18 protein-coding genes and 1 tRNA gene are annotated in these 18324 nt (G+C 66.6%); 7 read left to right on the forward strand and 12 right to left on the reverse strand.

Annotation, left to right across the window (positions count from 1 at the left end; translation table 11 throughout):
- The 4 genes from GV792_RS13170 (at position 1) to GV792_RS13185 (ending at position 2332) form a co-directional block, all read left to right on the forward strand.
- Complete coding sequence (locus GV792_RS13170) at positions 1-408, forward strand: hypothetical protein (RefSeq protein ID WP_163824386.1); 408 nt, start codon at positions 1-3, stop codon at positions 406-408.
- Between the two features lie 12 nt (positions 409-420).
- On the forward strand, positions 421-861 hold the full coding sequence (locus tag GV792_RS13175; RefSeq protein WP_163824387.1) for a hypothetical protein: 441 nt from the start codon (positions 421-423) through the stop codon (positions 859-861).
- A gap of 558 nt (positions 862-1419) precedes the next feature.
- On the forward strand, positions 1420-2016 hold the full coding sequence (locus GV792_RS13180) for a DUF7257 domain-containing protein (protein WP_163824388.1): 597 nt from the start codon (positions 1420-1422) through the stop codon (positions 2014-2016).
- 13 nt (positions 2017-2029) lie between these two features.
- Positions 2030-2332: a hypothetical protein gene (locus GV792_RS13185; RefSeq protein ID WP_163824389.1), complete on the forward strand. Its 303-nt coding sequence runs from the start codon at positions 2030-2032 to the stop codon at positions 2330-2332.
- 89 nt (positions 2333-2421) lie between these two features.
- Here GV792_RS13185 and GV792_RS13190 read toward each other — a convergent pair whose 3' ends face one another.
- The 4 genes from GV792_RS13190 to GV792_RS13205 all read right to left on the reverse strand — a co-directional run bounded on the left by GV792_RS13190 (position 2422) and on the right by GV792_RS13205 (position 4742).
- Positions 2422-2709 carry a hypothetical protein gene (locus GV792_RS13190; RefSeq protein WP_163824390.1) on the reverse strand — a complete coding sequence of 96 codons (288 nt, stop codon included), beginning with the start codon at positions 2707-2709 and terminating at the stop codon, positions 2422-2424.
- 571 nt (positions 2710-3280) lie between these two features.
- The gene (locus GV792_RS13195; protein ID WP_163824391.1) at positions 3281-4153 is read right to left on the reverse strand and encodes an SAM-dependent methyltransferase; all 873 of its coding nucleotides are present in this window, start codon (positions 4151-4153) and stop codon (positions 3281-3283) included.
- Between the two features lie 5 nt (positions 4154-4158).
- Entirely contained in the window at positions 4159-4476 is a 318-nt protein-coding gene (locus GV792_RS13200; RefSeq protein ID WP_163824392.1) for a hypothetical protein, read from the reverse strand.
- Entirely contained in the window at positions 4473-4742 is a 270-nt protein-coding gene (locus tag GV792_RS13205) for a helix-turn-helix domain-containing protein (RefSeq protein WP_163824393.1), read from the reverse strand. Before GV792_RS13205 ends, GV792_RS13200 begins: the two co-directional genes overlap by 4 nt.
- 185 nt (positions 4743-4927) lie before the next feature.
- Between GV792_RS13205 and GV792_RS13210 the strand changes: the two genes are divergently transcribed.
- Both GV792_RS13210 and GV792_RS13215 read left to right on the forward strand, forming a co-directional pair.
- Positions 4928-6160 (forward strand): helix-turn-helix domain-containing protein, encoded by a 1233-nt coding sequence (locus GV792_RS13210; RefSeq protein ID WP_163824394.1) that lies wholly within the window; start codon positions 4928-4930, stop codon positions 6158-6160.
- Positions 6157-6492, forward strand: coding sequence for a hypothetical protein (locus GV792_RS13215; RefSeq protein ID WP_163824395.1), 336 nt, complete (start codon positions 6157-6159; stop codon positions 6490-6492). Before GV792_RS13210 ends, GV792_RS13215 begins: the two co-directional genes overlap by 4 nt.
- 496 nt (positions 6493-6988) lie before the next feature.
- On the opposite strand, the gene GV792_RS13220 is transcribed toward GV792_RS13215, so the two are convergent.
- The 4 genes from GV792_RS13220 to GV792_RS13235 form a co-directional block, all read right to left on the reverse strand.
- Positions 6989-7411: a DUF6941 family protein gene (locus GV792_RS13220; RefSeq protein WP_375154288.1), complete on the reverse strand. Its 423-nt coding sequence runs from the start codon at positions 7409-7411 to the stop codon at positions 6989-6991.
- A complete protein-coding gene (locus GV792_RS13225; RefSeq protein WP_163824397.1) occupies positions 7402-8013 on the reverse strand; it encodes a helix-turn-helix domain-containing protein in 612 nt (203 codons plus the stop codon). Before GV792_RS13225 ends, GV792_RS13220 begins: the two co-directional genes overlap by 10 nt.
- Before the next feature lie 442 nt (positions 8014-8455).
- Positions 8456-9436: an alpha/beta hydrolase family protein gene (locus tag GV792_RS13230; protein WP_163824398.1), complete on the reverse strand. Its 981-nt coding sequence runs from the start codon at positions 9434-9436 to the stop codon at positions 8456-8458.
- Between the two features lie 316 nt (positions 9437-9752).
- A tRNA-Lys gene (locus GV792_RS13235) sits at positions 9753-9825 on the reverse strand.
- 309 nt (positions 9826-10134) lie between these two features.
- On the opposite strand from GV792_RS13235, the gene GV792_RS13240 reads away from it, so the two are divergent.
- Positions 10135-11346, forward strand: coding sequence for a L,D-transpeptidase (locus tag GV792_RS13240; protein ID WP_163824399.1), 1212 nt, complete (start codon positions 10135-10137; stop codon positions 11344-11346).
- A 96-nt stretch (positions 11347-11442) separates the two neighbouring features.
- On the opposite strand, the gene GV792_RS13245 is transcribed toward GV792_RS13240, so the two are convergent.
- From GV792_RS13245 to GV792_RS13260, 4 genes are all read right to left on the reverse strand, one after another.
- Positions 11443-11727, reverse strand: a complete 285-nt coding sequence (locus GV792_RS13245) for a hypothetical protein (protein WP_163824400.1) — start codon at positions 11725-11727, stop codon at positions 11443-11445.
- A 181-nt stretch (positions 11728-11908) separates the two neighbouring features.
- Positions 11909-13399 (reverse strand): amino acid permease, encoded by a 1491-nt coding sequence (locus tag GV792_RS13250; protein ID WP_163824401.1) that lies wholly within the window; start codon positions 13397-13399, stop codon positions 11909-11911.
- Positions 13400-13433: 34 nt separating this feature from the next.
- Positions 13434-14513, reverse strand: a complete 1080-nt coding sequence (locus GV792_RS13255; RefSeq protein WP_163824402.1) for a Glu/Leu/Phe/Val dehydrogenase — start codon at positions 14511-14513, stop codon at positions 13434-13436.
- Between the two features lie 268 nt (positions 14514-14781).
- Positions 14782-18264, reverse strand: coding sequence for an indolepyruvate ferredoxin oxidoreductase family protein (locus GV792_RS13260; protein WP_163824403.1), 3483 nt, complete (start codon positions 18262-18264; stop codon positions 14782-14784).
- Positions 18265-18324 lie beyond the last annotated feature (60 nt).

The raw sequence follows: 18324 nt of genomic DNA on the forward strand, positions 1-18324 counted from the left end.
GTGACAGTGATCAGCGAGCCGATCAGCAACATCGCCGGCGCCGACAACGGCACCTCGTTCATGTTCGTGTCGCCGGTAATCCGGGAAAGCGACGACGGCACCGGCCTCATCACCACCCATCCGACGGTCGTCACGGCCGTCAACGGCGTGCTCACCACCCCGGACCTCGACCCTGGCCCGGCGACAGTCCGCATCGGCGCCCGTGGGTACAGCATCACCATCCCGGACTCACCGACCCCGATCCGGTTGTGGCCCCTCATCGAGGCCGGTCTCCCCGTCCCGCCTGCAGAGGAAGCAGCCGCAGTAAAGAACGGCGGCGGGATCGCGCGCGCCCAACGAGTCACCCAATCGTGGTTCGCGGCGAACTCGCATGACCCCGACACCCTGTACCTCGTCATAGCCGACTGATCGGAGTAACTAATGATTTCTCGCGTCTACCCCCAATTCCACCTGAGCGCGCTGTCCGGCCAGGTCAACCTCGCCACCGATCAGCTCCGTGTGCTGCTGCTGTCGTCGGGCTACGTGCCGAATCTCGATACTCACCGCTACCAGTCCAGTCTCACCAACGAGCTGGCCACCGGCGGCGGATACACCGCGGGCGGGAAGATCCTCACGGGCGTCTCGCTGGCCTACGACTCGGCAACCGATACGACGTGGCTCGACGCCGCGAACCCGGTCTGGGATCCGTCGACGATTACTTCGCGGTTCGCCGTGCTCGTCGATACTCAGTCGGGCGCGGCGGCGACTAATCCGCTCGTCGCGTTCTGGGATTTCGAAGAGGACAAGGCATCCGACAACGCGCCGTTCGAGCTGAATATCAATGCGCTCGGTCTGGTGCGGGTGACGGCGAACCCGGCCTGATACATGTCGGCCTACACGTGCGGCGCTGAGCTCGCCGCGATGTACGTCGAGGACGACCGAGTGCTGCGCGGATACCTCGGCGACGAGCTCGTCTATGACGACACCGGTGCAACCGTAGTTAATCTACGGGCAGCGCGCGCGGTCGGTAGTTCGCCGGCAGCGACCGTCGGCCGTGGTGCGCGGGTCGCACTGTCCGCAGCCGGGGCCGCCGGTAGCGCACCGGCACCCGATGTGCGATACGGGGCGCGCCTCGATATCCCTCCGGCAGCCGCCGAATCCGAAGCGCCGGTGCTGGTAGCCGGTGCCGGCGCCGGCGTCGCGCTCCTTCCTGCGGCGAGCGAGTCGATTGCACTCGTGATCTCGGTCGGCGAGACTGTCGTCGGTCTCGGGGCCGCCGGCGCCTCGACCACCGCGCCTCCGGTCGAGGTATCGGCCGCGGCAACGGTTTCGCTCGACTCTGCCAGGTCGGCGGGCGCGGCTCCCGTCCCGGCCGTGAGCGCTGGCGCCACGTTGTCACTCGGTCCGGCGCGCTCTGCTGGCTCCGCGCCTATGGGTGAGGTGCTGCTCGCGGTCGAGTACGGCGACAATTTCGACCGCGCAAACGGCGGGCTCGGCGCGAACTGGGCCGTGATGGGAACCTGGTCGCAGCCGGTGATCAACGGAAACAAGGCGCAGGGCGGCACGACAGCTCCAACGAGTCAGGGGCGTGTCTACACCGCGCGCTACGTCTCGCCCCTGCGTGGCGATACCCAAGAGGTCGAGTTCGCCGTCGCGAACCCGACGGGAACTGCGGCGCTTGGCATCGGTGGCGGGGGGTTCGTCCGAGCCAACAGCACCGGCGACCGCGTCGACCTGATCGTCACGAACAACTCGGTGCACATCATGACCCGTGTCGGAAGTAACACCGTCGATCAGGCGTCGGCAACTGGGCTACCCGCGATTGCGGCGGGGACAGTGTTCAAGCTCAGGTGTGTCGGCAACGTCTACACCGGTTACCGGGCAGGCGTGCAGGTCGTGCAGTGGACCGACACCGGCGGCGTGATCGCGATCGGCTCCGGCACTCGATACTCGGGCGTTGTGTGCGTCGAACAGAAAAACCAGCTCGCCCAATCGAGTTGGGGATGGGCGATCGACAACTGGAGCACGCGCGGATGAACGAGGGGACATCATGGCGACTGTGATCGTCGGACCGATCTGTGTGCAGGGATACGCAGGGCCGGGCATGAGCGGGCCTGTCGAGCCGTGGGCGTGGGCGTTCGGGTTCGCCTTTACCGATGCCGGCGAACCGATCCGCGACATCGATGGGAACGCAATCAGTTGGGCAGGCGAAACCCAGCTGGCCGCAATGGACTCCACCGGGTCGTCACTGCGTAACCGGCTCGCCGAGAGCATCACCGGTCAGCTCGTGAGCGCCGGCCACATCGGCCCGGAGGAAGTCGTCAGTTATTCATGGACTGACCACAGCATCTGACCTGATCCCTGCCGTAGTGCGGGAACATCAGCGCCCCCGCTGGTCCTATCAAGGATCGGCGGGGGCGCTGTCGTCGTTTCAGCCTGCAGTCAGGATTGCGCGGTGATCACGTCCAGCATCCAATCGGCCGCCGCGTTGCGATCCTGTGGCCGCCTGGTCACAGCGGTCGGTGGAGTTACCCACCCGAACCGCCGCCACCCCGATACCGGGCGGATAGCCCAGGCGCCCCACTCGCGACGCAGCGTCCACCCACCACCGGTATCGCGGGGATCATTGCGCAGCCCGGCGATGAGCAGGCGAGTCTGGTGGCGGAACCAGAACCAGCGATGAGCGCCCCCACTGGGGTTGTCGGCGTAGCGCCCGGTCGTCCAAGCCATCAGCGTCCCCTTGCACAGTCGGCGTCGGTCACGAACCGCTCCATCGAGGAGTCGGAGAACTCGAACGGTACCCCGCCCAGGCTACCGGTGACAGTCGCTGAGACACGCCACATTCCGGGCTGGCAACCGGTCTTGATTTCATACACAAGCCGGGGGTTCGGGATCTGCGAGAACGGCTCCATCCGGTACGACCGCCATGTCCCGCCTTCCCGCCGATCCAGAGCGAGGGACAGGGTGTGCGACTCCGGTGGGACGTCGCATTGCGCCCACGCGTTGCCGAGGATAGATGGCCCGGTGACGGTGGGTTTCATCGGCATGAATCCCAAGTTGCAGGACTTCACGGCGTTGACGGGCTCGATGGGTTGCGCGGTGGACGGCGCGCCGAGAGCGAGCGCAGCGAACGCAGTGACGGCGGCAGTAATAGAGCGGCGGAGCATAGGTTGTTCCTCTCCGGAACGAGATGGCGCACCCCGGAGGGTGCGCCCGCTGGTCTATGGCTGGTCGCGCTGGATCTGTGGTTCATCGGATGCCGCCCCATCAGGGCCCGGCTCGACTACGTCCACCACATCGCTCACCTCCCCTCGCTACTCGGTGCAGCTGTCGGCATCGGCTTGCGGACCAGCCCGCCGAGCATCAGGCGCTCCTCGGGGTACGGCTCACGTACCGGCGGACCCGTCGGCCACCACTGCTCCAGTTCGACCAGGCCCGGCTCGACCATCTCGAGATCACCGAAGTAGGCCGCGATCTCCTCTCGCGTGCGGTACCAGCCCGACCCCAAACCCATCTCGGTGAACTGGTATTGCACGTGTTCGGCGAGGTCGGCGAGTTCGGAGCCGTCCGCCGGGTTCCAGAAGTGGGTGATGGCGACGTATGAGCCGGGCGCGAGGGCGTCGATGTAGCGGCGCACGATCGCGGCGGGCAGGAGTTCGTCGTCTACGTGGTGCAGGATGCCGCACAGGATCAGCGCCACCGGTCGGTCGAAATCAATGCGCGCCGCGATATCTGGATCGGCCAGCAGCTTCGCTGGCTGGGTGAGGTCGCCAGCAACGAACCGCACGTAATCGTTCGTCTCGAGCAGCACCCGCCCGTGCGCGTTGCACACCGGGTCGTTGTCCACATAGACGACCGTGGCGTCCGGATTCTGGCTCTGCGCGATCTCGTGGGTGTTTCCCACGGTCGGCAAACCGGCACCGATATCAAGGAACTGGTCGATACCCACCGTGCCGGCGAGGTAACGGGTGACACGGTGCAACCACCTGCGGTTCATCTTCGACACGTCCCGCTGGCGGGGTGCGGCCTTCAGGATTTGCTCGAAGGCGGCGCGGTCGACGTCGTAGTTGTCTTTGCCGCCCAGGCTGACGTCGTAGACGCGGGCGATGCTGGCGCGGGTGGTGTCCACGCCGACCGGGACACGTACACCGGTCTGGGGTGCGGGTTGGGTCATGTCTCCTACTCGGCAGGGCTGAATGTCGGGTACGGGGCGTGGGTGCGGCCGGTGTCGACGTCGATGACTTCCACCCGAGTGAGCGGGCGCGGGATCGTCCCGCCGAGATGCTCGAGGGACGGCACGAACAACGCGACCGCTTTGGTGCGTTGGATCGCGGTGCTCAGCGGGGTGATGGTGTCGGCTGCCTCCGGGAGGGCAAGCGTTTTGGCCAGGTCGTAGCCGTGGCGTTTGGCCATGGACCGCATGGTCGTTTCGTCCCATGCCTGCCGGGGTCCGGATAGGTCGGTGCGCAGGAACCCGACCGCTACTGGCCTAGTCATGCGCGCACCCCCATCAGGTCGCGGTACATGGGATTTCGCATGATCGCCCGGCCGACCACGGTGGCCCGCCATTCCTTCGGGCAGGTGTTGTGTGGGCGCTGGTTCTGGCGGACCGCGCCGCAGTAGTGGTGTCGTGTCAGGCCCGTGCGGACGGTGGACTCAGCCAGGCCGGTCGCTGTGACCAGCTCCGCCACGCTCAACGCTCGCCCGTCATCCAGTCGGGCGAGCGCAGCCAAGATCTTCGCGTCGGGCTCGGAGAGCGCCATCGAATCCCCTCTGTCAGTGTCGGTTTGAGAGCGCCCGACGCCGGGGGTTGTGTGCCATGATGAGGGTGTATGGCCTGGTCACCCGGCGTCGGGGCCTATCTGGAACCTTTCCCGCGCCGCCGGTGACATCAGGTGACACGAAGGGGACATTGGGGGGACGTTCCACTGACCGAGCAGGGGCGCAGATGGCTACGGTGGCGGCATGGACGAAGCAGGACTGCGTCGCACTCCGCGACGCATACCGGTGGAGCCAGCAGGATCTGGCGGATCGGATCGGCGTCGTGGTCCGCACGGTGAAGCGGTGGGAGGCCGGGGACAAGATCGGCCGGAAAGCTGCCGCCGACCTGGACACCACGCTGGCGCAGGCGCCACCCGAGGTGGTTGCCCGGTTCCACGAGCTGCGTGGAGGCAGCGACGTGGATAGGCGACAACTGCTGAAAGCCGCACCGGTAGCCGCCGGTCTCGTCGCTCTCGGCCTCCAACCAGGCGAGCTGTTCCCAGGCGGGCCGGGCCGCCCCGATGCCGCTGCGGTGCAGGTGATCCGGTCCACGCTGCACTCGGCGATGCAACTGGACGACATGCTCGGCTCGCCTGCTGCCCAAGGCATGGTGGTGGCGCAGACGTCGGTGACGGAAGCAATGCTGCGCGACTGCACCCCAGCGATCCGGCCCGCTGTGCTGGCCCTGCACGCCGAGTGGATGGGGTTCGCGGGTTGCCTGGCATGGGACGCCGGCGAATACGACGCGGCGGCGCGGCTGTACATGCAGGCTCGTGATATGGCCCACGATGCGGAGGACTCCGACCTGGGCGCCTACATGCTGACCCACCTGGCGCAGTTGGCGATCTGGCAGGAACGCCCTCGCGTCGCGATGGACTATGCGGTCGCCGCGCAAGCGTGGGCCAGAGACAGCCAGGACCGGCCGTTGCGGGCGTATGTGGCGATGCGGATGGCGGAAGCCGCTGCGATGGCCGGGCAGAAGCGTGCCTGCCTTGACGCGTTGGCCGCTGCTGAAGTGGAAATCGACGGTGTCGAGCCCAACCACCCATCGACGTCACGCGCCTACTTCGTGGGGTCCGGGATGCTGGAGTCCTACAAAGGTGGGTGCCTGACTCTGGTCGGGGAGGCAGCGGAGGCGGTTGCGGCGTCGCGGCGCGCGCTCACAATGATGGACCCTAGTTACACGCGCGACCGCGCCATCTCGTTGCTGGAGCTGGAGCGCGGCCTTATTCAGCTCGGCGAGATAGATGAGGCTGCCGCCGCAGTCGGCGAGGCGGTGGAGCTGACGGCGCAGAACCGTTCGCCGCGGTTGGTGGGGGCGATCCGGGACGGGCGCAGGGACCTGTCGCCATGGACGGGGTCGCGGTCGGTGCGGGACCTGGACGTCCAGCTGACCGACCGCGATATCCTCGCGGTGTGACTTTCCCGGTCGACCCCCGCGAGCCGCTGATCATGAAGCGGCTCGCGAAGGCGCGGGCAGCGTTCGACGGGTCGAAACCCACCTACATCGGTGGTGGCCGACGCTCCGACCCCACGGAGGCATACCGCCGAGCGCAGAGCGACCTACACGCGGCACGGCAGGCCCGTAACCGCCTGCTTGTCGACCTTGTCGGCGATGCCGACGCGGTACCGATCGCGCTGGCAAAACGTCTCGGATTGACCGGGCGTGAGGCCGTGCACGTGATCGAGACGGCCCGTTCCGGAACGAAGCTGCTGCGTAGTCATGTGCTCGGGTCGGCATCCGGCGACTGATCTGCGGGTAGTTCGCTGATCCAGGCGGCCCATACGGCGAGGGCCTGTTCGGTCGGCGGGCCGGGCTTTGTGAGGGGTGGTTCGTACCGGGGGATGGGTTCGAGTCGGATCGGTTCCATGCTCACTGTGACGCGACAGGTCCGAGGCTGGTTCCATCCCGTTGCGCGCGCTCGGCGCGGCGGTCGAACACGCCGCGCTCACACTCGTCGGTCTCAGGCGGCCAGATCACCATGGCCTCACACGTGCGGCATAACCAGGTGCGATGCCCACCGCAACGGCAGGCGCATGCTCCGACGAGTACGCGACCGGCACCGAGTTGGTGGCCGTTTGGGCAGGCGACGGGCGAGGGGACTTCCCACCGCTCGGTGCGTGCGTCCTGGTAGAGGGCGTCCGGGTTGATGTTGGTTCGGCCGTTGCTGATCTGCCAGACCGGCCGCCAGCCTTTCGAACTCACATTCGAATACTACCGGGATCTGGTCGCTGCAAGCGGGCTCTACTAGTCGATAGCGAAGAATGTTGCTTCGGCCTGGGTGTCGCTTCCGTCGATCGTCACAACCCATCGATATTCGCCAGGCGGGAGCGGTATTCCCGGCCCCAGATTCACCACCGCGCACATCCGCTGGATCCCTGGGCGGTCGACGGAGCTCGGGTCGATGCCCATTTCCACTTCCACCTGAACGGTCCGGCCGCCTCCGTCGCTGCTGGGTATTTTGACAACTTCGCTGGTGGGATCGCACAGGTCGACATGTATTGTCCGACGTGTCGTCGCGAGGACTTCGTCATTGGTTAGATCGGCGATGACGATCACAGCCATGGGGACCGTCGGAGTTGGGACGCTGGTCCATCCCAGGCCAAGGGCGTGGACCTTCCCTGCAGGGTCGACCTGTGCAGAGTCGGCCAGTAGTGCGGTTACCCGCATTTCGCACCCGCAGAGTTGACCATTGTCGTCGCGATCGTGGTCCTGGAGGTGAGTGCGTCACATAGTGCCGCAGCGTTCGTCGGCGTTGCGCTGGTGTGCGTCACCAGAGATGTGTGTGTCATGGCCCAGTAGGCCACACGCGGCTCAGCGAAGCTGACGTCGACACGCCGTGCCTCCAAGCTTGCCTGCGTGAAGGGCTCGACGCGATGTCTGATCAGCACTCCCAAGGCGTGTGCGTAGTAGCGGAGCATCGACAGCCGAGGGTTGGAATCGATCCGTTCGAACCGTGAGATCACGCTCCTGTGGACGCCGATCATGTCAGCCAACTGGGACTGACTCAGTCCAGCCTTTTCGCGGGCTTCAACGAGCGAGCGCTTGAGCTCGATCTCTTCCTTTGCAAGTTCTCCTGCGAGGACCTGGCTAGGCGTCCTCGTCGTGCGTCGCTGCCGTATCCCCATGGCCAGATGCTCCCATCGGTGTTGCAATTCTCGCAACAGATTCAATGTTTCCCCAGCATACGGCATGTAACGCTGTTCCGCCGACACCAAGAAAGTAGCCGGTCCATAGCCACGCGTATGTGCTTGTCCTGCATTGGCCGCCATTTGTTGGGAGGGTCATCGGATGCCTTCGACCCGAGGAGGCACGCTACAAGGGACTGCTCATTGTGGGGCGCTTCCCCGAAGTACAGGCGGTACTGGCGGTACTTTCCGCGCCGCCCCTCCTTGCCGCCTGCCTTCAGTTCGCCCAGCCATGGCCTGGTGAGTCTTGCCGCAAGATTGCGCGCGAGCCCGACTGGTGCCCGAAACGATTCTGTGCCAATCCCATCCCGTTCGGCTTCCTCCATGGTCTGGATCAGGAATTCGAACGCAACAACGTCGCTGTGTTCAAGGTCATCGAACTCCGCGCGGAATGTGTCCAACTCGACCCACGTGCAGCCGCCGTCGCAAGCTTTCGTCGATTCGTCTCCGCGGGTCATACGCGCGCCTGTTGCCCTGCTGAATCCACCCATCGACCATAGCGCCGGATGGGATCGCAGATAGCCAGTTATCGTGTCCTCCACCGCAACACTGGATCGGATGGCATTGGGGCACCGATGAGCCAGGCCGCGACCACCTCACGCGTAACCCGCGATCCGGCGCCTGGGTCGATGGCGCCACAGAACTCCGGACCGCCGCCGAACCACGGCAGATCGGTAGGCGTGTAGTGCCCGCCGCCCTCGAGCGTCCCGATTACCGCGTCGGTGCCCAACCATGACGCGTGCACCATCATCCCGTTGGCGAGCAACAGCACGGGTTGATCGATGTCGGGTGCCGGGCCGATGCCGTCCCACGCCGCCGACCCGTCGAGCACGATCACCGAACGGATCCGTGCATCAGCGGCGGCCGTGCCGACCGCGGTCTGCCCGCCGTAGGAGTGTCCGGCCATCGCCACGCGCTCAAGGTCGACCTGGTCGCCGACGAGAGGGAGCTCGGCGAGCTGATCGAGCACGGTGGTTGCGTCGGCGACTCGGGTGCGCAGCTGGGCGCGCATGTAGCTGGCGTCGCCGGAGTTTGGCGGGGTGCCGGTGCGGACGCGTCCGCGGATCTCGACCGCGGGTGATTCGCCGGTGTGGTCGACGGCGACGACGTATCCGCGTGAAGCGAGATCCATCAGCAGCCCGGAGGCGAGCCAACGTGGCGCCCCCATTCCCGGCGACCAGATCACCACGGGCAGATGGTCACCGGCGACCGGGGCGCCCTCGGCGACGGGCAGTGTTGCGGTCGCCATCGCCGGGGCGGCGCCCGGTGTGCGCAACCACAGAGCGGCCTCGGCGGCGAGCTGCGCGCGCACCACGGCCGTGCTCGCTGGGATGTACGGAGTGGTGCCGCTCGAGCGAGTGGGATACCAGATCGACACAGGGATGGAGCGGCCTGCGTTCGACAGCACGGTGTCGGTGCGGCCGATATGGTGCGGGCCGGTCGGCGCTGGCAGTGGCATCGTGGCGGCGCGGGCGGGGCTGGCGAGCCATCCGAGGCCGGTGGACATGAGCGCAAGCGTGGCAAGCGCGGCACTGATAAGGCGGGTTATCACTGGGCTGCCGCCTCGGCGCACGGGATGCACCAGAACGTCTGGATATCGTGCGGGCAGTGGTCGCCGGTCGGCCGCCAAGGCCCGGACTCGTCGCCACAGTTGAGGCGGCGCGGCCGGTCATGGTTGTGGCCAGGATCACACACCGGGTGGGTGTCAGCCGGGTCGGCGTCCGCAGTGGGGGTGTGCGCGTAAGCTACAGATTGAGCTACAGTGCTCATCCTCGGGATTCCTATCCCGGAGGGAATGAGCTGGTCAGAAGGTAATTCTTAGGTGCGCCATCAGGGACTCGAACCCCGAACCCGCTGATTAAGAGTCAGCTGCTCTGCCAATTGAGCTAATGGCGCGTGCTCCGTGTTTCGGTGCGGGACAGACATTAACAGGACCGGGCGCAGAAAGTGAAATCGATACCTCGACCGAGGGTGTGGCGTATGTCGCCCCACCCGTAACGGGTTGTGGTCCGGGAGGGATCTATCCCTGAGACTCGCCGGGACGAGCCGGTCATCACGTTGGGAACGGTCTGTCGGGCTGGCAGAATGGCGGGACGTGGTCTCGACCGGTCCCGCCCGGTGCGGTGGGTTGAGCTCGGTGGGTAGTCGGTGGGATCCGAAGCCGTCGGTGCGGGCTGTTGCACCGGGACTTGAAACGGGGTTGAGATGCGCATTGGTCGAGGTCGACAGCGGTCGACATGGAAGCTGGCAGGGCCGCTGGTCCTGCTCGCGGTCGTGGCGTTGGCATTGCCTTCGTGCTCGTCGTCGGAGGCGACGAACGAGTCGGTGGCCATCGACCGCAACCCCATTACCGAACTGATCAAGCCGAAGCTACTGGCGCCGGTGAAGGACGGCGACGTCGGTGTGTCGCCGGCCGCGCCGATGACATTCGAGGTCGAGGACGGCAAGTTCACCGACGTGTCGTTGCTCACGCCGGAGGATCAGCCGGTGGCCGGCGCGCTCGCGGCGGACGGCCGGTCCTGGGCGACCTCGGAGCCGCTGGGTTACGGGCGCACCTACAAGTTGGTGGCGGAAGCCGTCGGGCTCGGCGGTGCGACCACCAGCACCATGAGCTTCACCACCACCTCTCCCGACAGCAAGACCAAGCCCTATCTCATCCCCGGTGAGGGCGAGGTCGTCGGTATCGGGCAGCCGGTCGCGATCCAGTTCGATGAGAACATCCCCGATCGCAAGGCGGCCCAGGAGGCCATCAAGATCACCACCGAACCGGCCGTCGAGGGCGCGTTCTACTGGGTGAACAATCGCGAAGTCCGGTGGCGGCCCGAGCATTTCTGGGCTCCGGGCACCAAGGTCACCATCGACGTGAACGTCTATGGCAAGGATCTGGGTGACGGGCTCTACGGCCAGGACGACATCCACTCGTTCTTCACCGTCGGCGATGCGGTGGTCTTCACCGCCGACGACAACACCAAGCAGGTGACCGTGCAGAAGAACGGTCAGGTGATCCGCACCATGCCGACCTCGATGGGTAAGGACAGCACACCCACCGACAACGGCATCTACATCGTGGCCGACAGGCATCGCGAGATCATCATGGATTCCTCGACCTATGGTGTGTCGGTCAATTCGCCCGATGGTTATCGCACACCGGTCGACTTCGCGACCCGGATCTCCTACAGCGGTATCTTCTTCCATTCGGCGCCGTGGTCGGTGGGGCAGCAGGGCTATTCGAATACCAGTCACGGCTGTCTGAACCTGAGTCCGGCCGATGCGGCCTGGGTGTTCGAGAACGCCAAACGTGGTGACATCACCATCGTTCAGAACACCGTCGGCGGGACGCTGTCCGGTGTGGACGGTCTCGGTGACTGGAACATTCCTTGGTCGGAGTGGAAGGCGGGCAACGCCGACGTGGGCTGATACGTCGGCAGGCCGATCCGGCCCGAGAGATGCCACGAGCGGGCGCCGGTGATCCGGTGCCCGCTCGCGTGGTTTCCGAGTGGATACGACTGTCGGTCAGGGAAGCATGTCGCAGCCGAGGTGGGCATTGCCCGCCATGGCCGCCGCACTGCCGGTGGCGGCACACAGCAGCTTCCCGCCGCCGAGCAACAGCCGGTCCAGGTTGGGCAGGCCCGCCGAGCCGGTGCCCGAGGAACCGGTGGTGGCCAGTCCGCCTGCCGAGCCGCTGCTGGCCGAGCCGGAGTCGGGCATATCCGGCAGCCCGACCCCCGCCGCGGCCGTTCCGGCGGATCCGGTGACGAGGGTGGCGCCGATGAAGGCTGCGATTACCGCGGAACGCATCAGGAGATGTTGTCTTTCTCGTCGAACGGGTGCGCCACGGTGGCGTCCCCCTCAGCGCAGTCTACGGACCGGCACTGCGATGCACCACACATTCGGATCACGATCGTTTCACAAGTTTTGCCCAGGCTGTGCGCATGCGTCGGCCCCCGGCTCGAGCGTGAGCCGGGGGCCGCGATCACCGCTAACGTGCCGGTGAGAGGTCCTTTTCCTCGGGTTCATCCTGGCGCCGCAGCATCGAATGCGAGCGACTGTAGGCGAAGTAGACGACGGTCCCCAGCGCCATCCAGATCACGAAGCGCAGCCAGGTCTCGATAGAGAGATTGAGCATCAGCCACAGGCAGGCGAGGGCGGCCAGGATCGGGAGCACCGGGACGAACGGCACCCGGAATCCGCGCGGGAGGTCCGGGCGGGTGCGCCGCAGGATCAGCACGCCGACCGACACCAGCACGAACGCGACGAGGGTGCCGATATTGACCATTTCCTCGAGGGTGCCGAAGTCGACGAACCCGGCCAGCAGCGCGCAGACCACACCGACGATCACGGTCAGCCGCACGGGCGTGCCCTTGGGGCCGGTCTGGGCGAGGCTGCGAGGGAGCAGGCCGTCGCGCGACATGGCGAACAGCACGCGGGTCTGGCCCAGGTACATCACCATGACCACCGTCGACAGGCCCGCGAGCGCGCCGATCGCGATGATGTTCTTTACCCAGGTCGCGCCGTTGAGAGCGAAAGCCGTTGCGAGGGTCGCGTTCCCGTCTGCGAGCTGAGTGTAGGACACCATGCCGGTGAGGACGAGCGACACCGCGACGTAGAGCACGGTCACGATGGCCAGCGAGCCGAAGATGCCGCGCGGGACATTGCGCTGCGGATCGCGGGTTTCCTCGGCGGTCGTGGCGACGACATCGAAGCCGATGAACGCGAAGAACACCAGGCTCGCCGCCGCCAGCAGCCCATACCAGCCGTAACTGGTTCCGCCGGAACCGGTGAGGAAGGCGAACAGCGACTGCCGCACCCCTTCGGCCTTCTCCGAGGGTTCCGAGGGCGGAATATAGGGCGTCAGGTTCGAGGGCTTGAAATAGGTCGCGCCCACCACCAGCACAAGGGCGATCACACCGAGCTTGATGGCTACCGCGATGGCCGACACTCGTGAGGACAGTTTCGTCCCGGTGGCCAGCAGCACACCGACGATCGCGATGATCAGTACCGCACCCCAGTCGAAGTGCAGCGATCCGATCTCGATGACCGGTGCGTTGGCGCCGAGGACCTCACCGAGGTATTGCGACCACCCTTTCGCCACCACCGAGACCGCCAGGGCGAATTCCAGGATCAGATCCCAGCCGATGATCCACGCGATGACCTCGCCGAAAGTCGCGTAGGCATAGGTGTACGCACTGCCTGCCACCGGAACCGTCGAGGCGAATTCGGCGTAGCAGAGTGCAGTCAGCCCGCACGCGATCGCCGCGAAGACGAACGCCAGCGACACCGACGGCCCGGCCACCGTTCCCGCCGTACGCGCGGTCAGGGTGAAGATGCCAGCGCCGATGACCACGGCCACACCGAAGATGGTGAGGTCCTTCGCCGTCAGGTCCTTGCGTAGTTTCGAATCCGGTTCATCAGTATCCCGGATCGACTGTTCCACCGATTTGGTGCGGAACATTCCGCGCGCGATCGCCATTGCAGGTCTCCTCTCTGAAACTCCGCCGGCGCCGTCAGAGCGACCGCGGGATGGCGTCGAGGCGTCGTTCGGCGAATCGGTTCGCGGCCGCGCCGGTCCCGATCCCCTCGGCCCGCGCCGCGGCGATGATGTCGCGACACCGGTCGAAGATGTCGGCCACCTCGAACTCGATCTCGGCCGGCGCGGCGGCCCTGAGCTCGCCCGCGACCTGGATGAGGCCGCCCGCGTTGGCGACGAAGTCGGGCACCCAGGTGATGCCGCGGTCGTTGAGCGCATGTTCCACGCCCGGATCGGCGAGCTGATTGTTGGCTGCTCCGCAGACGAGCTTCGCCTCGATGGCCTCGGCGCTGCCGGCGGTGAGGGTGGCGCCGAGGGCGCACGGTGCGTAGACGTCGACCGGTGCGGTGGCCACCGTGCTCAGCAGCCGCACGGATGGATGCTCCTGTGCGACCCGCTGCATCGCGGAAGCGTTGACGTCCGCCACGCACACCTCGGCGCCGTCGGCGAGCAACAGCGCGATGAGTTCACGCCCGACCTTGCCGACGCCTTCGACGCCCACCGTGCGGTTGGCCAGCGTCGGTGCACCCCAGACGGATTCGGCGCCCGCGCGCATCGAGTGAAAGACGCCGAGCGCGGTCAGCCGAGCGCTGTCACCCGAGCCGCCCGCCGCGGTGCTGCGTCCGGTGACGTGACGGGTGTGCCTGCCGATGACGTCGAGATCGTCGGTATTCGTGCCGACATCGCCCGCCGTGATGTAGCGCCCGCCGAGCGTCTCGACGAACCGCGCGTACGCCGCGAGCAGCGCCTCGCTCTTGTCGATCGCCGGATCACCGATGATGACGGCCTTGCCGCCGCCCAGATCGACCCCCGCGGCAGCGGCCTTGTAGGTCATTCCCCACGACAGCCGCAGCACGTCCTGCAACGCCGCGGACTCGTCGGCGTAGGGGTAGAAGCGGGTGCCGCCGAGTGCGGGGCCCAACGCGGTCGAATGGATCGCGATGATCGCCTTCAGGCCAGTTGCGTCGTCCTCGCAGAACACGACCTGTTCATGGCGGCGTGCGCTGAGCTCCTGTGAGCGGCCGAAGACTCCTGCATCGGTGTGCAGAACTGTCACTGTCGATTCCTTTCTCTGGTGCCGGACAAGCTGGGCCTGGTGGGCTGAGCTGCTACGGCTGGGTGGTCGCCGCGGTCTGCGGCGGATTTCTGTTGTCGTTCTTCCGGCGCTGCGGGAGCATGTGACTCGCTACCCGCTCCCGGCAGCGGCGGAGGTGCGCCCGTGGCGGATCGGTAGTCGGATGCGGTTTCACCCGGCGGCACATGGTCGTTGGGCGAATGGGTGCCGCGCATTGGGTGCCGGGGTGCCAAGTCTCGGTCGCGCCGATTCAGTGCTCGATGCCGAGTTCGCGCAGGCCGGCCCAGTACAGCTCGACATTGCCCAGCTTGACGTCCTCGTAACCGCGTACCACATCGGGCAGTTCGGCGGCCTTCGTCGCGATGTCGTAGGTCTCGGTGGTCAGACCGCCGGCGAGACTGCGCACCATCTCGGTGTAGTGGGTGAGCAGTTCACGCTCGACCTTGCGGACGTGGGCATAGCCGAACGGGTCGAGTTTGGTGCCGCGCAGCGCCTTACCCTTGGCGAGAACCTTCAGCGCCACATGTGATTTCGGTCCGAGGCCGATCTTCTTGCGTCGGCCCATCGCACGCAGGACCGGCGGATGCAGCTTGTAGGTGAGCTTCTCGCCACCCGGCACCTGGGCCTGCACTTCGGCGAGGAACTCCGGATCGACCAGCAGCCGTGCCACTTCGTATTCGTCCTTGTAGGCGGTGAACTTGTACAGCCCGCGTGCCACGGCCTCGCTGAAATCGGTGCGGTCGGTGATGGTGCGCTCCGCCGACCAGGCGCGTTCGACGGTCTCGACATAGCGACGTGCCACCTTGGCGTTCTGGTAGCCGACCAGCTCGGCCGCCCGCCGTTCCACCAGGCGCCGCACTTCACCGTCGAAGCTGGTGTGCGCCAGCAGATCTGCGGGCGCCACCGGGGAAGTACGCCGCGGCCGCCCCTCATCGACAGCCGCGGCGAACGCCGCCGGATCGGCGATGGCGGCGCGTCCCCATCGGAAGGCCGCGATATTGCTGTCCACCGCGACACCGTTGATTCCGATGGCTTCCTCGATCGCCGCGGCGGGCAGTCGCAGCCCGCCGGCCTGGACAGCGGCGCCGACGATCAGGAAGTTGGCTGCCGCGGTGCTACCGAACAGGGTCTGCGCCGCGGCGAGCGCGTCGAAGTGACTGATCGAATTCGACACTGCGGTAATCCGTTCCAGCAGCACGCTGGTTTCGGGGTAGGTCACCGACTTGTCGTAGACCATGTCACCGGTCGGGGTCTGGCTCGTCGACGCGACAGCCACCGTGCTCGCCGCATCGCCGTACTGGAGGTAGCGGGGATCGGTGGCGGTGAGCAGATCGATGGCCATGATGCAGTCGGCGCTGCCCGGGGTGAGCCGATTGGACGGTTCGAGTTCGGTCGCGCTGAACCGCAGATGCGAGACGACCGGGCCCGCCTTCTGGCTCATGCCGATCTGGTCGAGGCTTTCCACCTCATAGCCCGCGCGCAGTGCGGCGGTGGCGAGCACCTGGTTCACCGTGACGATGCCCGTGCCACCGATCCCGGCGATGAGCACGTTCTGTGTGCCCTCCGGTGTGCCGAGACCCGGTTCGGCCACCGCAGGCGGTGTCATGGTGCGAGCCTTCGTCTTGGTCCGGCCTGCCTTCTTCTGCGGGGTGAGCTCGACGGTCACGAATGACGGGCAGTCACCGTCCAAGCAGCTGTAATCGGTATTGCACGAAGTCTGATCGATACGGGTTTTGCGGCCGAACTCGGTCTCGACCGGCTGTACCGACAGGCAGTTGGATTTGGTGCCGCAATCGCCGCAGCCCTCGCATACCGCCTCATTGATCACTACTCGGGTGTTGCGTACCGGGAGCGCGCCACGTTTGCGTTGCCTGCGTGCATCGGCCGCGCAGTGCTGATCGTAGATCAGCACTGTGACGCCCTTGACCTCGCGCAGCAGCTTCTGCGCCTCGTCGAGCCGGTCGCGGTCCCACAGCAGAGTGCCCTTGGCCAGGGCCTTCTTGCTGTGTCGCTTCGGCTCGTCGGCGCAGATGATGATCTGCTTCACGCCCTCGACGGTGAGCTTGTGGGTCAGTTCTGCGACGGTGAGGGCGCCTTCGACGTCCTGGGCGCCGGTCATCGCGACGACCTCGTTGTAGAGCAGCTTGTAAGTAATGTTCACCCCCGCCGCGACGCACGCCTGCACCGCCAACTGCCCGGAGTGGAAGAAGGTGCCGTCGCCGATGTTCTGGAACAGGTGCGGCACATCGGTGAACGGCGCCTGGCCGATCCACTGGCTGCCCTCACCGCCCATCTGGGTCAGACCGGTGACCGCGCTGTCACTGCGGCCGGACATGGTGACGAGGGTGTGGCAGCCGATACCGCCACCACCGATCGATCCCTCGGGCAGCGCGGTGGAGCGGTTGTGCGGGCATCCGCTACAGAAGTACGGCGTCCGCTTGGCCGAGAGCACCTCCAGCGGCAACGGCGGCGGTGCCGCCCTTTTCAGCTCGACCCGATCACGCAGCACCCGGCGCAGGGGCCCGAGCAGCCGGCCCGCGGTCAGTTCGCCGTCGACCGGCATGAGTCGCCCGCCGCGCTCGTCGTGCTTGCCGAGGATGCGCGGGGCATCGGCGGTGCCGTAGAGGATCTCGCGGATCTGCGTTTCGATGAAGGCGGTCTTGTCCTCCACCACGATCAGCTGTTCGAGTCCGCTGGCGAACTTCGTCACCGTCGTCGGGCCGACGGGGTAGGGCATCCCGATTCGCAGCAGCCGAATGCCTGCGCCGTGCATGGCCGCCTCATCGACGCCGAGATCGAGCAGGGCCTGACGGACCGCGTCGAAGGTGGTGCCGGTGGCCGCGATGCCGATCCTGGCCTCGGCCGGATCGACCTCGATCACGTCGAGGTCGTTGGCCGCGCCGTACGCGCGGACCATCGCCCATCGGGGCCCGTACAGGTCTGCCTCGGCGAGCACACTGTCGGTCGGTGCCGCCATCGGGCGCTGCCGGTAGACGAAAGGCTTTCCTTCCCACTGCACGTCGGGGACGATGAGCGGGCGGTCGGCGACCGAGGCATCGACGGTCCAGGCGCCGTCGGCGACATCGGCCACGATCTTCATCGCCACCACGCAGCCCGAGGCCCGCGACAGCGCCACACCCTGCATACCCATGGTGATGATCTCTTCGGCGTTGCGGGGGAACAGCACCGGAACGCCCATCGCGGCCAAGGAACGCTCGCTCACCGCGGGCACCGTCGAGGATTTCGAGGCCGGGTCGTCACCGACCAGCAGCAGCACACCGCCGCGCGGATTGACGCCGTACATATTGGCGTGCCGGATGGCGTCGGTCGCACGGTCCACGCCGGGGCCCTTGCCGTACCAGACGCCGACGACGCCGTCATGCGTCGCGCGGCCCGCGGGAAGGTCGGCCTGGCTACCCCAGACGGAGGTCGCGGCGAGCTCTTCGTTGAGGCCGGGGACGAAGGTGATGTCGTGCTCGGCGAGTACGTCCGGCATCCCGAACAGCATCTTGTCCACCCCGCCGAGTGGGCTGCCCTGATAGCCGGAGACGAAGGTCGCGACGCGGCGGCCTGCCCGAATATCGCGCACGTGCTGTTCGACCAGCAGCCGTGCGATGGCCTGGACGCCGGTGAGCAGGACGGGGCCCGCCCCGGAGCGGTAGCGGTCGGCGAGGTCGTACGGCGCGGTCGGCTCGGCCTGTGGCAGGCAGGTCGCACAGGCAACGGTCGTCATGGACACTCACCACTCTTTCCACAACCCAGTTTGTGAGCTGCAAACGAAGGGACTTGCGTT

This window comes from Nocardia cyriacigeorgica, from assembly GCF_010868145.1.
GTDB classification, from domain to species: domain Bacteria; phylum Actinomycetota; class Actinomycetes; order Mycobacteriales; family Mycobacteriaceae; genus Nocardia; species Nocardia cyriacigeorgica_D.

Coding starts and splice junctions, on each gene's coding strand:
- GV792_RS13185 (WP_163824389.1), top strand. CDS start 2,030: ATGGCGACTGTGATCGTCGGACCGATCTGTGTGCAGGGATACGCAGGG.
- GV792_RS13240 (WP_163824399.1), top strand. CDS start 10,135: ATGCGCATTGGTCGAGGTCGACAGCGGTCGACATGGAAGCTGGCAGGG.
- GV792_RS13175 (WP_163824387.1), top strand. CDS start 421: ATGATTTCTCGCGTCTACCCCCAATTCCACCTGAGCGCGCTGTCCGGC.
- GV792_RS13220 (WP_375154288.1), bottom strand. CDS start 7,411: ATGCGGGTAACCGCACTACTGGCCGACTCTGCACAGGTCGACCCTGCA.
- GV792_RS13205 (WP_163824393.1), bottom strand. CDS start 4,742: ATGGCGCTCTCCGAGCCCGACGCGAAGATCTTGGCTGCGCTCGCCCGA.
- GV792_RS13200 (WP_163824392.1), bottom strand. CDS start 4,476: ATGACTAGGCCAGTAGCGGTCGGGTTCCTGCGCACCGACCTATCCGGA.
- GV792_RS13250 (WP_163824401.1), bottom strand. CDS start 13,399: ATGGCGATCGCGCGCGGAATGTTCCGCACCAAATCGGTGGAACAGTCG.
- GV792_RS13210 (WP_163824394.1), top strand. CDS start 4,928: ATGGCTACGGTGGCGGCATGGACGAAGCAGGACTGCGTCGCACTCCGC.
- GV792_RS13260 (WP_163824403.1), bottom strand. CDS start 18,264: ATGACGACCGTTGCCTGTGCGACCTGCCTGCCACAGGCCGAGCCGACC.
- GV792_RS13245 (WP_163824400.1), bottom strand. CDS start 11,727: ATGCGTTCCGCGGTAATCGCAGCCTTCATCGGCGCCACCCTCGTCACC.
- GV792_RS13195 (WP_163824391.1), bottom strand. CDS start 4,153: ATGACCCAACCCGCACCCCAGACCGGTGTACGTGTCCCGGTCGGCGTG.
- GV792_RS13230 (WP_163824398.1), bottom strand. CDS start 9,436: ATGTCCACCGGCCTCGGATGGCTCGCCAGCCCCGCCCGCGCCGCCACG.
- GV792_RS13190 (WP_163824390.1), bottom strand. CDS start 2,709: ATGGCTTGGACGACCGGGCGCTACGCCGACAACCCCAGTGGGGGCGCT.
- GV792_RS13225 (WP_163824397.1), bottom strand. CDS start 8,013: ATGGCGGCCAATGCAGGACAAGCACATACGCGTGGCTATGGACCGGCT.